Source organism: Frankia casuarinae (genome assembly GCF_000013345.1).
In the GTDB taxonomy this organism is placed as follows: Bacteria; Actinomycetota; Actinomycetes; order Frankiales; family Frankiaceae; genus Frankia; species Frankia casuarinae.
Genome location: NC_007777.1, coordinates 3,870,791 through 3,887,074, shown reverse-complemented (window position 1 = coordinate 3,887,074; position 16,284 = coordinate 3,870,791). Strand labels below are relative to the sequence as shown.

14 protein-coding genes are annotated in these 16,284 nt (G+C 69.9%); all 14 read left to right on the top strand.

Going from position 1 to position 16,284, the window contains the following annotated elements; genetic code table 11:
- Positions 1 to 311 precede the first annotated feature (311 nt).
- The 14 genes from FRANCCI3_RS16500 (at position 312) to FRANCCI3_RS16435 (ending at position 16,201) form a co-directional block, all read left to right on the top strand.
- Positions 312 to 1,916, top strand: a complete 1,605-nt coding sequence (locus tag FRANCCI3_RS16500; protein ID WP_011437666.1) for an AMP-binding protein — start codon at positions 312 to 314, stop codon at positions 1,914 to 1,916.
- On the top strand, positions 1,913 to 2,152 hold the full coding sequence (locus FRANCCI3_RS16495) for an acyl carrier protein (RefSeq protein WP_011437665.1): 240 nt from the start codon (positions 1,913 to 1,915) through the stop codon (positions 2,150 to 2,152). Before FRANCCI3_RS16500 ends, FRANCCI3_RS16495 begins: the two co-directional genes overlap by 4 nt.
- On the top strand, positions 2,149 to 3,090 hold the full coding sequence (locus FRANCCI3_RS16490; protein WP_011437664.1) for a transglutaminase domain-containing protein: 942 nt from the start codon (positions 2,149 to 2,151) through the stop codon (positions 3,088 to 3,090). Before FRANCCI3_RS16495 ends, FRANCCI3_RS16490 begins: the two co-directional genes overlap by 4 nt.
- Positions 3,091 to 3,121: 31 nt before the next feature.
- Entirely contained in the window at positions 3,122 to 4,240 is a 1,119-nt protein-coding gene (locus tag FRANCCI3_RS16485; RefSeq protein WP_011437663.1) for a ferritin-like domain-containing protein, read from the top strand.
- The gene (locus FRANCCI3_RS16480; RefSeq protein WP_011437662.1) at positions 4,237 to 4,926 is read left to right on the top strand and encodes an SGNH/GDSL hydrolase family protein; all 690 of its coding nucleotides are present in this window, start codon (positions 4,237 to 4,239) and stop codon (positions 4,924 to 4,926) included. Before FRANCCI3_RS16485 ends, FRANCCI3_RS16480 begins: the two co-directional genes overlap by 4 nt.
- A complete protein-coding gene (locus tag FRANCCI3_RS16475; RefSeq protein WP_011437661.1) occupies positions 4,923 to 7,115 on the top strand; it encodes an iron-containing redox enzyme family protein in 2,193 nt (730 codons plus the stop codon). The genes FRANCCI3_RS16480 and FRANCCI3_RS16475 overlap by 4 nt, the downstream gene beginning before the upstream one ends.
- A complete protein-coding gene (locus FRANCCI3_RS16470) occupies positions 7,112 to 8,260 on the top strand; it encodes an acyl-CoA dehydrogenase family protein (RefSeq protein WP_011437660.1) in 1,149 nt (382 codons plus the stop codon). The genes FRANCCI3_RS16475 and FRANCCI3_RS16470 overlap by 4 nt, the downstream gene beginning before the upstream one ends.
- A 36-nt stretch (positions 8,261 to 8,296) precedes the next feature.
- Positions 8,297 to 9,589: a lysine N(6)-hydroxylase/L-ornithine N(5)-oxygenase family protein gene (locus FRANCCI3_RS16465; protein WP_011437659.1), complete on the top strand. Its 1,293-nt coding sequence runs from the start codon at positions 8,297 to 8,299 to the stop codon at positions 9,587 to 9,589.
- 221 nt (positions 9,590 to 9,810) lie between these two features.
- The gene (locus FRANCCI3_RS16460) at positions 9,811 to 10,806 is read left to right on the top strand and encodes an NAD(P)/FAD-dependent oxidoreductase (RefSeq protein ID WP_035909436.1); all 996 of its coding nucleotides are present in this window, start codon (positions 9,811 to 9,813) and stop codon (positions 10,804 to 10,806) included.
- Positions 10,803 to 12,791: a class I tRNA ligase family protein gene (locus FRANCCI3_RS16455; protein ID WP_011437657.1), complete on the top strand. Its 1,989-nt coding sequence runs from the start codon at positions 10,803 to 10,805 to the stop codon at positions 12,789 to 12,791. The genes FRANCCI3_RS16460 and FRANCCI3_RS16455 overlap by 4 nt, the downstream gene beginning before the upstream one ends.
- The gene (locus tag FRANCCI3_RS16450; RefSeq protein WP_011437656.1) at positions 12,788 to 14,302 is read left to right on the top strand and encodes an AMP-binding protein; all 1,515 of its coding nucleotides are present in this window, start codon (positions 12,788 to 12,790) and stop codon (positions 14,300 to 14,302) included. Before FRANCCI3_RS16455 ends, FRANCCI3_RS16450 begins: the two co-directional genes overlap by 4 nt.
- Positions 14,292 to 14,585 carry a hypothetical protein gene (locus tag FRANCCI3_RS16445; RefSeq protein ID WP_011437655.1) on the top strand — a complete coding sequence of 98 codons (294 nt, stop codon included), beginning with the start codon at positions 14,292 to 14,294 and terminating at the stop codon, positions 14,583 to 14,585. The genes FRANCCI3_RS16450 and FRANCCI3_RS16445 overlap by 11 nt, the downstream gene beginning before the upstream one ends.
- Before the next feature lie 3 nt (positions 14,586 to 14,588).
- A complete protein-coding gene (locus FRANCCI3_RS16440) occupies positions 14,589 to 15,188 on the top strand; it encodes a GNAT family N-acetyltransferase (protein ID WP_011437654.1) in 600 nt (199 codons plus the stop codon).
- The gene (locus FRANCCI3_RS16435) at positions 15,179 to 16,201 is read left to right on the top strand and encodes a C45 family autoproteolytic acyltransferase/hydolase (RefSeq protein ID WP_011437653.1); all 1,023 of its coding nucleotides are present in this window, start codon (positions 15,179 to 15,181) and stop codon (positions 16,199 to 16,201) included. The genes FRANCCI3_RS16440 and FRANCCI3_RS16435 overlap by 10 nt, the downstream gene beginning before the upstream one ends.
- The last annotated feature ends 83 nt before the right edge of the window (positions 16,202 to 16,284 follow it).

Here is a 16,284-nt window from a genome sequence, read left to right as displayed (position 1 = left end):
CAGAGATCGCGCTACGTTGTGATCGGTGACGGCTTGTAGCCGTGCTGTGAGGTGGCTCGCGGCGCCCTGGGTGACGCGGCGCGAGCGAAGCGCCGCTTTCCCCACGCGTACCCGACACGGGTCGCGCGCACCAGCTCCGCACACCCAGATACCGGTTCAAGGAACACGGCAAAGATCGTCGAAATCGAACGATTGATTGAAGATTAGTAACCTTCTTGCGCTCTGACGTAACTTGTGTTTCGCTTCCATTGATTCCGTCAATCTCCCGATTTGGGGCGTTATTTCGTTTATTCGGGCAAGGGGGAGACCTGGTGAGCGCGCTCTGGGATGCGGTAGGCACCAACGCCCGCCCGAAGACGGCACTGCACCTGCCGTTCGAGGGACGATCCGTACCCGTCACGCAACTGCTGGCCGACGCCGAGCGGACGGCAACAGTGATCGCCGGCCGGCGTCGCGTCGGCATCCTGATGGCCAACGGCGAACCCTGGCTGCGCGGGCTGCTCGCGTGCTTCCGGATCGGGGCTGCCGCGGTGCCCATCGCCCTCCCCGTGGCGTTCGGGAGCAGCGAGGGCTACCAGAAGCACCTGCGCCGCGTCATCGAGGATGCCGAGCTGGAGACCCTGCTGGTGGACGGCCAGAGCGCGCACCTGCTCAGCCGGCTCGGAACGTTGCCGAACGTCCGGCTGGACGACATCACGGAGGTACCCGAGCCGGCCGGGCCGGTCGGTGAGAACCCGGCCGACGAGTTCGCGGTGATCCAGTACACCTCCGGTAGCACCTCGGCGCCCAAGGGTGTCGCGCTGACCGCCGACACCATCCTGGCCGGCCTGGCGGCCATAGCCGACGGCCTGGGCCTGACCGAGACCGACGAGATCGGCATCTGGCTACCGCTGTTCCACGACATGGGCCTGTTCGGCATGCTCGCGCACCTGGCCAGGGGCTGCTCAGTCAACCTCTGGCGCACCACCGACTTCCTCCGGGACACCCGCGGGTGGCTGGCTGGCGCGGCGGCGTCCGGCGCCAGCGTGCTGCCCATGCCCAACTTCGCCTATCAGCGCATGGTCGACGCGGTCGAAGCCGGCGGTGCTCCCGACGGACTCGATCTGTCCGGGTGGCGGGCCGCCTGCAACGGCGCCGAGCCCGTGCGGTGGTCGACGCTGGAGGCATTCAACCGGGTGTTCGGCCCGTACGGGTTCCGGCCCGAGGCGATGCTTCCGTGCTACGGCATGGCCGAAGCCACGCTCGTCGTCAGCTGGGCGACGCCGAAGGACCTGCCGTGGCACCTCACCGTCGACCGGTTCGCCCTCGCGCCGGGCGACGAGGTCGCCCGCGTCGCCCCGGAGGCCGACAACGCCCGTGAGGTCGTCGCCTGCGGTTCGGCGGCGCCGGGCATCGCCTTCCGGATCGACGCCCCGGGTGCCGGTCAGGTCGGTGAGGTCCAGATCCGTGGCGCGGCCGTGATGGGCGGCTACCTCGGGCTGCCCGCCGACCAACAGCCCTTCACCTCCGACGGCTGGTTGCGCACCGGCGACCTCGGGTTCGAGGCCGAGGGCGAGTTGTTCCTGGTCGGCCGCCTCAAGGACATGGCAATCATCCGCGGTCAGAACTACTACGCCGAAGACGTTGAGCAGATCGCGCGCCGCGTCCAGGGTTTCGACGTCCGGGCCTGCGCCGCCCTCCAGGCCAGGGACGGCGGCTTCGAGCACCTCGCGGTCCTCGTCGAGACGCCGCTCGAGGGTGCGGAGGCCGCCGCTCTGACGAGTGCCGTCGAGGCGGCCATCTCCGCTGAGCTCGGCCCCGGGGTGGCGTTCGTGCACCCCGTGCCCGTCCGCTCCATCCCGCACACCAGCTCCGGCAAGGTTCGCCGCCAAGCCGCCAGGGACCTCTACCAGAAGACCGTGAAGGACGCCTCATGAGTATGCAGACCGTCGAGGACGCGGTGGCCACCGCCCTGGCCAACCGGCTGCAGATGGACAAGGCCGACATCGACCTGGATCTCCCCATGCACCTGCTACCGAAGATCGAGTCGGTGGTGATCCTCAGCGTGGTGGTGGATCTCGAGGACGCACTGAGTGTGGCGATTCCCGACGACGTCCCGTTCGCGGCAGTTACCGCGCGTGACCTTGCCGAGCTCATCAAGGAACTCATGTGAGACTCCGCTTCGAGCCGACCCCGCCGGACCTGGCCGTCTTCGACACCACCCTCGCCGACGCGGCCACCGTGCTGTGCACCGACGAAGCCGGGGTCGCCGCGCTCGGCCTGCGGCAGGTCGACGGCCTGCTCGACTACACCGACGTCGCCAACGCGGCGCTGCACTCGGGCACCGGCACCACGGTGCCCGAACTAGCCAGGCGGCTGCTCATGCGGTTCGTGGCGGCCGAGCCGGACAGTTGGTTCGTGCCCCTGGACTGGACGGTTGCGGTACACCGGGCACCCACCGGTGAGACCTTCCAGGTGGCGGTCCCGGAGCTCGACGCCGAGGGCGTCGAGCTCCTGGACGACCCGGCTGCCGACCTGCCGCGGCCGGTCGTCGCCGAGGGTTATCAGGTCGATCCGTACCAGGTGCGCGTCCGGCTCACCGGCGAGCGTTTCGACATCGCCGACCGCCGGATCCGCGCGGCGTTCGATGACGTCCTCGGTGCCTTCGACAGCGGCGCGGTGCGCTATCAGGCGATCGCCGAGCCGCTGCGCACCGACCACCGACGGTCCTGGGATCTGGGTGTCGCCGACTGCGTCGTGGCGGGGAGGGTCCTCGCCGACCGGCTGCGGGCCGAAGGATTCCAGGCGCGGGCCCGCCGCGGCTTCCTGCTGGGCCTCGTCGGCAACGACCACGGCTGGTGCGAGGTCCACCTCGACGGTCAGTGGCGCGCCCTGGACCCGGCGTTCGCCTACCTCGCGGCCGAGCATGGCCGGGACGGCGGGGCGGAGTTCCGGGCGGCCTGCCGTGGCAGCCGGTTCAACCGCCTGCTGCCGTGCGCCGTGGCCGAGCCGGCCGCGCTGTTCCTGCGGCCGGACGGCACGCCGCCGGCGGCGTGGGCCTTCGGGGCCGTGTCCTCACGTCTTCGGCGCGCTGTCGTCAGCCGAGCCTGAAGAGATCTGAAGAGACCTGAAGAGAGTGGTCATGAAGTCAGACACGATGGCGAAGCTGGCTGGTGGCTGGGCCGTTCCGCTCGGCGGGGACGCGCTGTTCACCTGGGACTACGACGCCGGCACCGAACAGATGCTGAACCTGTACTCCCGCGGCAAGCAGCGCCAGTGGGACGCCGAGACGCAGCTGGACTGGAGCCACGACGTCGACCCGGACAACCCGCTCGGCCTGCCCGACGAGTTCATCTGGATCGCGGGGACGCGGGTATGGGAGCGCCTGCCGGAGGCGGAGCGGACCACCGTCCGCCAGCACATAGCCGGGTGGCTCTATTCCCAGTTTCTACACGGTGAGCAGGGCGGCCTGGTGTGCTCGGCTAAGGTCGTCCAGGCCGTGCCGGACATCGCCTCGAAGTTCTACGCCGCCACGCAGGTGATGGACGAGGCCAGGCACGTCGAGGCGTACCAGCGCATGCTGCAGGCAAAGATCAAAGTGCACTACCCGATCTCCACCGGTCTGCGCGGCCTGCTTGAGGCGATCATCGGTGACAGCCGCTGGGACATCACCTACCTCGGCATGCAGGTGATGATCGAGGGCCTGGCGCTGGCGGCGTTCAGCATCCAGCGCGACCGGATGCGCGATCCGCTGGCGCAGGCGCTCAACGCCTACGTGCTGCAGGACGAGGCGCGTCATGTCGCGTTCGGACGGTTGGCACTGCGCGACTACTACAGTCAGCTCAGCACCGCCGAACTGCGTGAGCGGGAGGATTTCGCGGTCGAGGCGTGCTGGGTGCTCAAGGACCGGTTCGTCGGCGAGGAGATGTGGCGCAAACTCGACTACGGCGCCGAAGAATGCATCGCGCTGGCCAACCGCTCGCCCGCCCAGCGCGAATTCCGGCGCCGGGTGTTCACCCGGATTGTCCCAACGCTGAAGGACATCAACCTGTTCGGCCCCAGGATGCAGGAGAGCCTGCGTGAGCTGGGCGTCCTCGGGTTCAGCCGGGTCGACGGGGCCGAGATAAGCGCCGAGGACGAGCGGATCGCCGACGAAATCGCCAGGCTGGAGTTTGCCACTCGGCAGCGGGAAGTGTCCGCGGTCATAGCCGTCGGCGCCGGGTCCGACGACGGCGACGACGACTGCGAGGACGAGGGATGACCGAACTGACCGAAGCCACCGACCCATACGTCATCTCCACCGAAGCCGGTGTGGAGCTGCTGGCGGGCGCGCCGTGGAAGCGGATCGCGGTGATCGGTGACAGCATCTCGACCGGAATACGCGAAGCTGTGCCCGGCTACCAGGATCTGTCCTGGGTGGACCGGATCAGTGCCGTGCTGCACCGCATTCACCCTGACCTCGACGAGATTCGACTGGCCAAACGCGATCTGACGCTGACCGAAATCCGCCAGACGCAGTTGCGGCCGGCCCTGGATTTCAGGCCCGACCTGGTGTTCCTCTCCGGCGGCGGCAACGACTTCATCAGGCCGGGCTTCGATCCGGTCACCGTGCGCGCCGAGCTGACCGAGATCGTTTCCAGGGTCAGGGTGACCGGTGCCGACATCCTCACCATCGGGATGCTCGATATCAGCCAGGCGGGCATCGTCTCCGAGAAGTACGGGGAGATGTTCAGCAAGGCGACCAGGATCGTCACCCGGATCACGCGGGAGGTGTCCCAGGAGTACGGCGCGATCTTCGTCTCGTTCACCGACCATCCGCTCTGCGCCGACGCGGGCATCTACTGCAGCGACAGGCTGCACCTCAACTGCCGCGGTCAGGCGTTCGAGGCCACCGGGAAGATGCACGGACTCGCCGCTCACCTGGCCGCGAGGAGCAAAGCCGCATGACCGACCTGACGACCTCGCTGCCGCTGGGACCGTTCGAGTGCGGCCCGGCCGCGGCCGCCGAGGCAGCCGCGGCCGTGGCCGGGCCGCCGGCCGCCCTGTACCGCCAGCTGCTGGTCGAGCAGGAGTCCGAGGCGACGCTGGTGGCCGCCCGCCGGGTGCTCGCCGCGTTCCTGCCGGACAGTGCTTCCCTGGCCAGGGAAGCCGGTCTGGCCAGGGAAGCCGGTCCGGACCGGGAGCACGTGCTCGCCGAGCTGGCCGGCTCCCGCGTGGCGATTGCGGGGGTCGCCGCTCGGCTTCGCACCGCTTCGGCCGAGACTGTGGCCGCGGTGCTGCGGCAGCGTGCCCCGCTCGCGCTGATCGAAGGCTGCTGGCTGGACACCGTGTCGCAGCCAGCTACCCAACCCGCCGTGATTGTCAACCGGCTGGGCGTCGAGCAGCTGGAGTTGCTGGGTCGTGGCGTGGCCGAGCGCACCCTGGCCCATCAGCGCCGCCGGCTGCTGGCGGAGCACGGCGTGGTGCTCCCTGACCTGGCAGCCACCGACTTCCTGACCGCGGCGCAGGCCCGGCCGCTCACCGTGGTGACGGCCGCCTTCTACCTGTCGCTGTCCCGGCTGCCGGCCAGTTTCCTGCCCGAGGTGGTCGGCGTGCACTGCGCCTTCCGGGCACTGGGCACCGACGCCGCACTATCCGGTGTGGACGGCCCACCCGGTGTGGACGGCCCTGGGTACGATCCGGCGCCGCTGCTGGCGGAGTATCTGGCGCTTACCGAGCAGTCGCCTACCGGCCCGGCCGACCGGGCGCGGCTGCTCGCGGCGATCCAGCTCGTCGTGCGTCTGGAGAGCGCGCACGTGGCGATGCTCGACGATCTCGCGAGCTGGCACCAGGGCCTGTCACTCGACGCCAGAGTGGCGCTGATCGTCGCCAGGCACGCACCGTACGCGGGCCGCCAGCACCACAAGGTGCAGATCTCCGGTACCCCGCTGCGCGACCTGTTCGCCGACCCGGCGTTCGACGCCGCGGCGTTCATCCGTCAGTTCCGCTCCTCCAGCCAGCTGAAGCCGCTGCGGGCCGGCGGTTGCCGCTTCACCAGGGCGATCACGTTCGGTGGGCCGATGTTCGGGATCTTCGACGAGGCCGAAGCGCGCACGATCGGGCGGTGGGCGGCCGCTGTTGCCGCGGGTGAGGAACCCGGCGCCGACCTGGCTGCCTGCACCGCCGGCGACGAGGGTGCCGCTGCCTGGCAGCATGCGCTCGTGGCTGCCAACCCCGGCGACGTCCTCGCGGCCGAGCCGCCGGCTCTCGACGAGCGTCAGTTCCTGTACCGCCTGGTCAACGTCGAGCGGTTCCCCAGCGTGCTGGCTGCCGCCCGCAGCCGCGTCGAGCGGGTGCTCGCCCAGGCCGAGGGGATGTTCGAGCTGGGAGCCGCCGGACGCTACACCGACGCCAGCTGGTTCGACTACAGCCCCGAGGCGCTGTGGGAGCGGGTGGACACCCTCTACTGGACGAAGCTCGTCGAGCCCTTCCGGCCGCTGACCGACATCCCGTCCAGGAAGAACGTGATCAACAACCAGAAGCGGTTCGCGCTGGGCAACCTCGTCGACGGCGCCTGCATGCACCGGATCGGCAACACCGGCCGCTTCCACCGCCCCAGCGACGGGCCGCTGTTCGCCATCTACGCCGACGAGATGGGCCGCGGCGACATCGCCAAGAACCACATCACGCTGATCCAGCAGGCCCTGGCCAGCATGGACATCCACCTGCCGCACCCGCGCTCGGAGGAGTTCCTCACCCAGGCCGAGCTGCCCGACCTGACCTACCCGTACGCCACCTACCAGCTCAGCCTGGCGCTGTTCCCGGACTCCCGCTACGAGGAGATCCTCGGCTACAGCCTGGGGGTAGAGATGTTCGGCCTCGGCGAGCTGCGGCTGCATGAGATGGAGAAGATGCGCCACCACCGTTTCGACATCGCCTACGAGGCGGCGCATCTGTCCATCGACAACGTCTCGGCCGGCCACGCCCGCCAGGCGACCGACCTGATCGTCGGCTACCTCGACCACGTCGGCCGCACTGCCGGCCCGGTTGCCGTCGAGCGAGCCTGGCAGCGGGTGTGGCGCGGCTACGCCTCGTTCGCGTTCTTCGTCGAGCCGCAGTTGGCCAGGCGCCTGATGGCAGGGCGGGCCGCCGCATGAGCCTGGACCCGGAGCTGGTGGCGCTGCCGTTCTACGAGCAGTCACACCGCGAGCTGGCCGAGGCGCTCGGCAGGTTCTGGGACACCCGCGCCGATCTGGCGGCGGCAGCCCGGACCGGCGCGCCGGCGAAGTACGGCGCCCGCGTGCTGCGCGAGCTGGGGGCCGCGGGGTTGCTGGAGCCCGCCGACCTGCGCAGCCTGTGTCTGACGAGGGAAGCCCTGGCCTACACCGAGGACCTGGCCGACTTCGCGTTCTCGATCCAGGTCCTGGCCGCCTGGCCGATCCAGCGCCACGGCACCGACGAGCAGAAGCGGCGCTGGCTGCCCGGCATGGCCTGCGGCGAGCTGGCAGGTGCGTTCGCGCTGTCGGAGGAGCAGGCCGGCTCGGACGTCGCCGCGCTCGCCCTGCGCGCCGTGCCGGACGGCGCGCAGTACGTCCTGGACGGGAACAAGATGTGGATCGCCGGCGCCGCGGGCGCCGACGTCTTCTGCGTGGTGGCCCGCACCGGTGACGGCCCGGCCGCGCTGGGCCTGACCGCGCTGCTCGTCCCGGCCGGCACCCCGGGCCTGCGGATCGAGCCGATCGACATGGTGGCCGAACGCGACATCGCCCGACTGGAGTTCGACGGCTGCCGGGTCCCGGCCGACGCCGTCCTGGGCCCCCGCGGCGGCGGGTTTGTCGTGGCCATGGAGCTGCTCGAACGGTTCCGCCTCACCGTCGGCGCCGCGGCGCTTGGCTTCGCCCGCCGGGCCGCCGACGCCGCTTTGGCCAGGGCCAGAGAACGGGCCGCGTACGGCAGGCGGCTGTTCGACCTGCCGACGGTGAAGGCCAGCTTCGCCGATGTCGAGGTACGGCTGAACGCCGCCGCCCTCCTGGTGGCCAGGGCCGCCTGGGAGGCCGACCGGGGCGCCCCGCTGGCCAGGCACTCCAGCATCGCGAAGCTGTACGCCACCGAGGCCGCCCAGCAGGTCGTGGACGCGGCCGTGCAGGTCTACGGCGCGGCCGGGCTGGTGCACGACAGCCTGCCGGAGCGGCTGTACCGGCAGATCCGGTCGCTGCGGATCTACGAGGGCGCCTCCGAGGTGCTGCGCCTCGCCATCGCTGACGCCCTGGGCCCGCGCGGCCGGTTTCACGAGCGAATGTAAGTTCGTCTGTCCGAACGCTGAAAGCGAGCTCTTCTCATGGGGAGTAAGTCTCCGCGGTACCGCTGTGTCGGAATCGGGGCCGGACCGGCCAACCTGAGCCTGGCAGCCCTGTTGCACGGTGACCCAGGGATGCCGAACCTGGTCATCGACAGGAAGGCCGAATTCACCTGGCACGACGATCAGCTCATCCCTGGAGCGACCCTCCAAGTGTCCTTGTTCAAGGACCTTGTGAGCCTGTCCGACCCGACCAGTCCATTCTCGTTCATAGCCTATCTCCACGACCGCGGGCGAATCTACCACTACCTCAACGCACAGTTCGAAAAAGTGCCCCGCGAGGAGTTCCGTAACTACCTCGGCTGGGCCTGCAGTCGCAACGAGAACGTTGTGTTCGGCGAGGAGGCGCAGGCCGTCGACTTCACCGGCGACGCGTTTGTCGTGCAGACCGACAAGCGCGCTCTCCTCGCCGACAACGTGGTGGTCGGCGTCGGCACCGTGCCGTGGGTGCCGATGTTCGCCCGCCCGCACCTGGGCAGCACTCAGTTCCACGTCAGCGAGTTCAGGTCGAAAGCCGTCCGCCTGCGCGACAAGCGGGTGGCGGTGATCGGCGGCGGCCAGTCCGGCGCCGAGGCGTTCCTCGACCTGATCTCCCGGCCCGACAGCGAACTGCCGCACCGGGTGTCGTGGCTGTCCCGCCGGCGCAACTACTTCCCGATCGACGACTCGCCGTTCACCAACGAGTTCTACATGCCCTGCCACTCCGACTACTTTGCCGAGCTCGACCTGGCTGTACGGGCCGACTTCAACAGCCAGCAGGTGCTGACCAGCGACGGCATCTCCGAGTCCACCGCCCGGGAAATCTATCAGCAGATCTACGTCCACCGGTTCATCACGGGCGCCCCGCAGCTCACCGGGCTCTACCCCAACCGCGAGGTGGTCAGCGTCGAGGCGTGCTCGCCGGACGGCTGGAGCATCTCCGTCCAGCACAACGACCTGGCCGGCGGCCTGGAGATCTTCGAGGCCGAAGTGATCATCTGGGCCACCGGGTTCCAGCCGGCCCGGATGGACTTCCTGGCACCCCTGGAGCAACGCCTGGCGCGGGAGGACGACGAGTATCAGGTGGACGCCGACTTCGCCGCCAACTGGGACGGCCCGGCCGACCGGAACCTGTTCCTGCAAAATGCCGTCCGCACGCAGCGCGGCCTCGCCGACCCGAACCTCAGCCTCACCGCCTGGCGCAGCCAGCGGATCGTCGACCGGATCCGCGGCGTCCGGAGCAGGGGACAGGACCCGGCGTTCGTCGAGTGGTCACCCAAGACAGGGGCCCGCTAATGGGCCAAAGGGCGTGCGATTATGGCGAAGCTGCACGCCCGGAGGCCTTTCTTTCCGGGACGATCCTGGGCCAAAGGGCGTGCGATTATGGCGAAGCTGCACGCCCGGAGGCCTTTCTTTCCGGGACGATCATGGGCCAAAGGGCGTGCGATTATGGCGAAGCTGCACGCCCGGAGGCCTTTCTTTCCGGGAAAATCCTGGGCCAAAGGGCGTGCGATCATGTGGACGCCGACGTCGTGGTGGTCGGTGCCGGAGTGGTCGGCTGCCTGGTGGCCACCGAGGCACTGGCCCGCGCGCCCCACCGGCGGGTGACGGTGATCGACAGGGGAGTGGTTGGCGGCGGAGTGTCCCGGTTCTCCGCCGGCCTGCACTTCCCGCGCGGTGCCACCCCACGGGTGCGGGCGCTGGCCGCCTACAGCCATCGCTGGTACGAGGACCTGCGCCGGCGAGACCCACAGGTGCCGATCCACCCGGTGGGCCTGACCGTGGTCAGCACCGACGAAGCCGCCGTCCGGGAGCACTACCTCCCCGAAGCGCGGCTGCGTCCGGCCGACCAGGGCTGGGAGGGCGACGGCGCCCACTACGCCGACGTTGGAGCGCTCACCCAACTCCTGGCCGCTCGGCTCCGCGACCGCGCGGCGTTTCGGGAGGGCACCGCGGTCACCGCCGTGGGGTCCGCACCGGACGGCGTCGTCCTCACGCTGAGCACCGGTGCCCGGCTCACCGCCGGCCGCGTCGTGCTGGCACCGGGTCCCTGGCTGGCCTGGCCGGAGCTGCTTGCCCCGCTCGGCGTCCGGATCAAGAAAGTGGTCGCCCTGCACATCGAACGACCCGCCACCCCTCGCGACCGCACGACCGTCTTCCACGACGAGGACGCGTTCCTGCTACCGCTGGCCCACCGCGGCCACTGGCTGTTCAGCTACACCTCACCCGACTGGGACGTCACCCCGGACGCGCTGACCGGGGAGCTGTCCGCCGACGACCTCGACCGCGGCCGGGCGATCCTGGATCGTTACGCCCCGAAGCTCAGCCCGTACTGTGTCTCCGGCCGCGTGTTCTGCGATGCCTACAGCCCCGACCGTACGCCGATCGTGCGCCCGGTCACCGCCGACGGCCGGGTGCTGTTCGCCGGCGCGGCGGGCGGTTCCGGCTACCGGCTGGCCCCCGCGATCGCCGCGGCGGCCGCCGACCTGCTCGACGAGAAGGACACCGCATGATCATCGACCGCTTTGGCGTCGCCGCGCTCTCCGAAGCATTCGGGATCGACATGGTCTCGGTCGACGGGCTGGGCACCGGCGCCGCCTGGGGCCGGGTCGCACCGGGCGTCGCCTCGGCGCACCACCGGCACGACGAAACCGAGCTGATCGTCATCGTCGCCGGCCGCGGCGAGTTCGTCGTGGGCTCCGAACGCCACCCGGTCGCGCCGGGCACCGTCGTCCTGTTCGAGCCGTTCGAGGCTCACGTCGTGGAGAACACCGGGGATCAGGATCTGGTCTTCCTCACCCAGTACTGGCGCGACGGCGCCCGCGCGGTGTCCTCGGCCACCCCGGTGACCAGCGAGCACGGCGACCGCCCGGTGTTCGTCTTCTCGACGCCGCCCACCCCCAACGGCGACCTCCACCTCGGCCACCTCTCCGGCCCGTATCTGGGTGCCGACGCCTACGTCCGGTTCCAACGGATGAACGGCGCCAACATCTGGCACCTGACCGGCAGCGACGACTTCCAGTCCTACGTGGTCGACTGCGCTCGCCGGGAAGGCAGGTCGAACGCCGAAACGGCCGCGCACTACAGCGCCGAGATCGCGGAAACCCTGCGACTGATGGACATCCCGCTCGACCAGTACACCGTCACAAACGCCGACCCCAGCTATGTCCCCGCGCTGAAGGACTTCTTCACCAGGCTGGTCGACTCCGGCGCGATCGCCCCGAGCGACGGCCCCGCGCTGTTCGACCCGAAAACCGGCCAATACCTCTACGAGGTCGACGTCCGCGGCGGCTGCCCCGGCTGCGGTGAGATCACCGGCGGCAACATCTGCGAGGAGTGCGGCGAGCCGAACACCGTGGTCGACCTGGCCGATCCGGTCGCCAAGCCCTCCGGCGAGGCACCCGCTGCCGGCACGGTCCGCCGCTACGTGCTGCCGCTGCATGAGCACGCGGGCACGGTGCTCGACCATCACCGCCGGGGCCGCGTCCCGGCCCGGCTACGGGAGCTCGCCGCACGACTGTTCCGCCGGGAGCGGGTCGACATCCCGGTCAGCCACCCCAGCGACTGGGGCATCACCCCGCACGAGGCGAACGGCGCCGGCCAGGTGATCTGGGTATGGCCGGAGATGGCCTTCGGCTTCCTGCACGGCATCCAGAAGCTCGGCGAGCGCATCGGCCGCGACTGGACGGCCGCCGAGCCGACCGACGACTGGAAGATCGTCCACTTCTTCGGCTACGACAACAGCTTCTACCACGCGATTCTCTACCCGGTGCTCTACCAGCTCGCCCTGCCCGGCTGGACGCCGGACATCGACTACCACGTCAACGAGTTCTTCCTCTACGACGGCCTGAAGTTCTCCACCGGCCGCCGGCACGCCATCTGGGGCAAGCAGATCCTCGACGCCGGCAGCGTGGACGCCGTGCGCTACTTCCTCGCCCGTAGCCGTCCCGAGGCGCAGCGAACGAACTTCGAGCTCGACGCCTACGAGCACACGCTCGCGACCACCCTGATCGGCACCTGGCAGGCCTGGCTGAACGACCTCGGCCAGCACGTGGCCGACCACTACGACGGGGTGGCTCCCGACGCCGGCAACTGGACCCCCGAGCACGCCGGGTTCCTCAGCCAGCTCGCTGCCCGGCTTGGGGCGCTCACCGCCAGCCTGCGGCCCGGCGGGTTCTCGCTCAACCAGGCCGCCGCCGAACTGGACGCCCTGGTGGCCGACGCGCTCCGGTTCAGCCGCCGGGAACGCGTGCTGGCGCGGGCCGGCGGCATGCCGAACGAGGTGCGCACGGCCACCGCACTGGAGCTGGCCGCCGCCGCACTGCTCGCGCACGGCGCCGCGCCGGTCATGCCGCGCTTCGCCGTCCGGCTGGCCGAAGCCCTTGGCCAGCCGGCGCCCGACCAGTGGCCCAGCACGGTCGAGCTGATCCCGCCGGGCAGCAAGGTCACCCTCGCCCACACCACGTTCTTCCGCCCGACCAGCAGGAGCCTGTCATGATCAACAAACTCCTGGCGTCCACCCCGGACCGCGGGACGCTGTACATCACCAGGCTGGCCGGCACCCGCGAGGTCCCGCTCGCCGAGGTCTGGCGACTGTCCGGCCTGGTCGCGGCCAGGCTGCGCGCCCGCGGCCTCGGCGCGGGCGACCGGATCGGCATCCTCGCCGCCAACAGCCTCGAGTGGGTGGTGCTCGACCTGGCTGCCCTGCGGCTCAAGGTCGAGACCGCCGGCCTGGAACCGGGCAAGTTCGCGCCTACCCGCGAACTCATGGACCGCTACGGCCTCTCCCTCCTGTTCACCGACCGGCCGTCCGACGAATCCGGTGTCGAGCAACTCGCGGCCCTGCTCGACGACCTGCTCGACGACCTGCCCGACGACCTGCCCGACGTGCCCCCGCCGCCGGTCAGGTACGCCCCCGACGAGGTCACCACGATCAAGTTCACCTCGGGAAGCACCGGCACGCCCAAGGGCCTGGGCGCCACCGTCGGCAGCATCGACAGCTCGCTGGACGCCGTCCAGGGCATGTTCGGCCACGGCCCCGGCGACAATCTGCTGGTGTTTCTGCCGCTGTCGTTGCTTCAGCAGCGCTACTGGGTGTATTCGGCGCTGCTGCACGGCCACGACGTCACGGTCTGCACCTACGAGGCGGCGTTTGTCGCACTCACCCAGGTACGGCCGACCGTCGTCATGGGCGTGCCCGGCTTCTTCGAAGGTGCCCGCAGCCAGATCGAGCGCCGCACCCAGCGCACCGGCCGGGACCTCGCCGATGTGGCCCGCGACCTGTTCGGCGACCGCATCCGCTACCTCTGGACGGGCTCGGCGCCCGCCGATCCCGCCACCCTTGCCTTCTTCAACCGGCTCGGTCTGCCGATCTACGAGGGCTACGGCCTCAACGAGACGTGCATCGTGGCCAAGAACCACCCGGGCGCGCACCGGGAGGGCAGCGTAGGCCGGGTGCTGCCGGGCAAGCAGGTACTCATCGACGATGACGGGGTGATCAGCGTCCGTGCCCAGCACCCGGTGAACGGGCGGTACGCCTACTGCGAGCCCGGCGACTCCGAGCGGGTCTTCGGCCCCGACGGCACCGTGCGCACCGGTGACCTCGGATACCTTGACGCCGACGGCTTCCTGTTCGTTCTCGGTCGTGCCGACGACACGATCGTGTTGGACAACGGTAAGAAGATCATCGTCAGGCAGATCGAGGAGCATCTGAAGGCCAGCCCGGCCATCGCGGAGTGCGTGCTCTACTGCCCGGCCCAGACCGAGCTGGTGGCGGTCGTCTCGCCGGCGTCGGTGCCGGCGGACACCGCTGCCATCTCCGCACAGCTCGCGGCCACCAACAAGGCGCTCGGCGGTGACCAGTACATCCACCGGGCCGTGGTGGCCGACGAGCCGTTCAGCATCGACAACGGCCTGCTCACATCTCAGTACAAACCCAAGCGGAAGCAGATCCGAGCGGTGTACCTGCGCCAGCTCGGCGACCCGAGGAAGGGACTCCATGCTGCCTGACTCTGTGCTGCCCGACTCTGTGCTGCCTGACATCGAGACCGTCGTCCGGGAGAACCTGGCCGCGGTGCTGACCATCGACATCGCCCCCGAGGACCTGGAGCCCGCTGCCGCCCTCACCGGTACCTACGGGCTGACCTCGCTGAACAAGGTCCTGTTCCTGACCTCGCTGTGCAGGGACACGGGCATCGACATGGCCCATTTCACCGAGGACGATCTGGCCGGGATGCACACCCTGCGTGACTGCGTGGAAATCCTGTCCCGGCACGCTCCAGCGGGGGCCTGACCGGTGGCCTGGCGCACGGACGGCCCGGCCGTCCTGGACAACGACCACGTCCGCCTCGCACCCGTCACCGAGGCCGACCGGGAAGCGTTGCGGGCGATCGCTTTCGACCCGGACATCTGGCGGTACTTCGTCTTCCGGGTGGAATCCGATGCCGACTTCGAGGCGTTCTTCGACGCATCTCTCGCCGACCATCGGGCCGGCCGGCGATGTGTCTTCGTCATCACCGACAAGCGCACCGGCCGGGTCGCGGGCAGCATGAGCTATAGCAACCTGTCCGAGCCGGACGCTCGGCTGGAGATCGGCTGGTCGTGGCTCGGCCGAGACTTCCGCGGCACGGGGATCAACCGGTGGGCCAAGGTGCTGCTGCTGGAGCACGCCTTCGAGCGCCTGGGCGCGCTGCGGGTGGAGTTCAAGACCGACGTGTTGAACACCCAGGCCCGCGGCGGCCTGCGCAACATCGGCGCCGTCGAGGAGGGGGTGCTGCGCAGCTACAACCCCATGCCGGACGGGCGCCGTCGCGACGCGATCTACTACAGCGTGCTGGTCGAGGAATGGCCGATCGTGAAGAAGACGCTCGCCGAGCGCCCTAAGGCGTGCCCGTGACCGTCCTGGTCAGGGCGGACGGGGAGCCGTCGGAGCTGGGCAAGGCCCACGGGGCGGCGTTGGCGGGGCGGCTGCGGTCGTTTGTGGACGACCACGTCTGCCGGCTCGGCCGGCTGCTGCCCGACCCGGTGACGCTGGACGGACTGCGCCCGACGATCGCCCGGTACCGTACGGAGATCGAGCACGCCACGCCGCGGCTCGCGGCCGAGGTCGCCGGGCTCGCGTCCGGCGCGGGCCTGGACGAGGACGAGGCCTGGCTGCTCCAGCTTCGGCGCGAGATCCTCGGCTACACCAAGATCCCCACCGCGGGTGACTGCACCACCTACGCGCGGGTCGCCGGCCCGCTGCTCGCCCAGACCGTCGACCTCAACGGCGACCTCGAAGACCAGATCGCCGTCCTCGACCTGGCCTCGCCGATCGGCCGCTCGCTCGTGCTGAGCTTCGGCGGCCTGCTCGGATACCTCGGCCTCAACAGCCGCGGCCTCGCGATCGGGCTCAACCTCGTCCTGGGTGGCGACTGGCGGGCAGGTCTGCCCCCGTACCTGGCGATCCGGCACCTGCTCGACACAGCGGAGGACGTCGAGGAAGCCCTCGACGTCCTCCGCGGCCTGCGGCTGGCCAGCTCCCGGTCGCTGACGCTCTGCGATGCCACCCGGGCGGTCTGGGTGGAGATCCTCGGTGACGAGCTACGGACCGTGCAAGCGCCACAGACCGTCCACACCAACCACTTCCTCCATCCCGACTTCGTTCCCCACGACGAGATCAACGTGTTCGCCCGCAACTCCTCCGTCCGCCGGCTTGAGGCTGCCACGGCGGTGCTCGCGACCCTTGGGAAGGAGCCCGAGGAGCACCTCGCGTTGCTGTCCGCCCCACCCATCCGGGTGCCCGACAACGGCGACATCCGGCGGGAGCGCACGGTCGCGGCAGCAGTCCTGTTACCGGAGCTCGGGGAGCTGCGGCTTCGGCCCGGCGACCCGGCCTTGTCCACTACTCGGACATTCCGGTTGAAGTAACAATCGTGGCGATGCTCCACCACGACGGACCACTCTTCCGCCGCTGTACCTACCTGCTGGAACAAGCGGTTCGTTAGCCGACC